This is a genomic window from Pedobacter sp. 10L46_2 (assembly GCF_056395165.1).
Map to the genome: position 1 here is coordinate 1 of NZ_JBFTIZ010000543.1, position 1,141 is coordinate 1,141.

The window sequence follows — 1,141 nt, forward strand, 5'->3', positions numbered from 1 at the left end:
ACCTTCACCTGCTACCAAGGCATAATCAGGAACAAGAATGTATTCACTCATTGCGCCATCTATATGYACACCGCAGACCTTCATTGTTTCACAGCAATTGGTCTTTCCGTTGCGACAGGCAATACATTCACCACAATAAAAATATGGGCTTATTGTAACCTTATCTCCTTTGTTAAATAAACTTTTCCCTGAAGTTTCAGCAATTTCGGCTGCAATTTCGTGCCCCAGTATTCTAGGATAATTAAAAAAAGGCTGGACACCTTGATAAGCATGATAATCTGTACCACAAATACCTATTGCTTTAATCCTCAACTTAGTATAGCCTTCTATTAACTCTGGTGATACTTTATCTATATATTCAAACTCTCCTGGTGTATTACAAACTAATGCTTTCATTTATTTAAAGGTATCGATATCAACTGTTCCTCTTGCATAGCTTTCCAAAAAGCTTGCGGAATTTTCTTATTTACCATCATTATATTTTCTTTTATTTTCTCTGGACGGGTTGTATTTAAGGCGATGCTGCTTACCCCCGGTATGTTAAATCCAAAATCAAAACACACCTCGGCAGGTTTAACATTAAATTTACTACATAAGGCAAAAAAATTGCTTCTCCATTGGTAAAGTGCTTCACCTTCTACAGTGTGTTTGTTTACTTTTTGATAATTGTAAAAATCACTCCCTATTAAGAATCCCCCATTAAATACGGCCGAATTAATAACTACAATATTCTTCTCCTTTAAATTAGCAATAAATCTGACTAAATCTTCTGGATGTGACTTTACTGTTAAGCTATTGGCAATCATTACCCAATCCAACTCTACATCAGCAACAACACGCTCAATTACCTTCCAGTTCTTAGCTCCAATACCGATTGAAGTTACTAATTTCTGCCTTTTTAATTCGGCAAGTGCCCTATATGCTTCAAGAATATCCTGATACTTTTGTTCCTCCTCTATCTCATCTTTTGCCGCAGCTAAATACTCATCAGGATCATGAACAGAAACCATTTTTGCCGAATAAATACCTAGCAAACTATTTCCCTGATCAAAACATTTCATAATACCATCATAACTAATTTGCTGAACAGCATCATTTTTCAAGTCAAACCAAATGTCTTTTTCAAAGGTGGGTTCTGGAG

2 protein-coding genes are annotated in these 1,141 nt (G+C 35.8%); both read right to left on the bottom strand.

The features are described 5' to 3' along the window. On the bottom strand, positions 1-396 hold a 396-nt coding region (locus AC1DDX_RS27655), incomplete at its 3' end, for an alcohol dehydrogenase catalytic domain-containing protein (protein ID WP_477623066.1). Then, the coding region (locus AC1DDX_RS27660) for an aldo/keto reductase (protein WP_477623067.1) at positions 393-1,141 on the bottom strand (749 nt) is incomplete at its 5' end. The genes AC1DDX_RS27660 and AC1DDX_RS27655, both read right to left, overlap by 4 nt.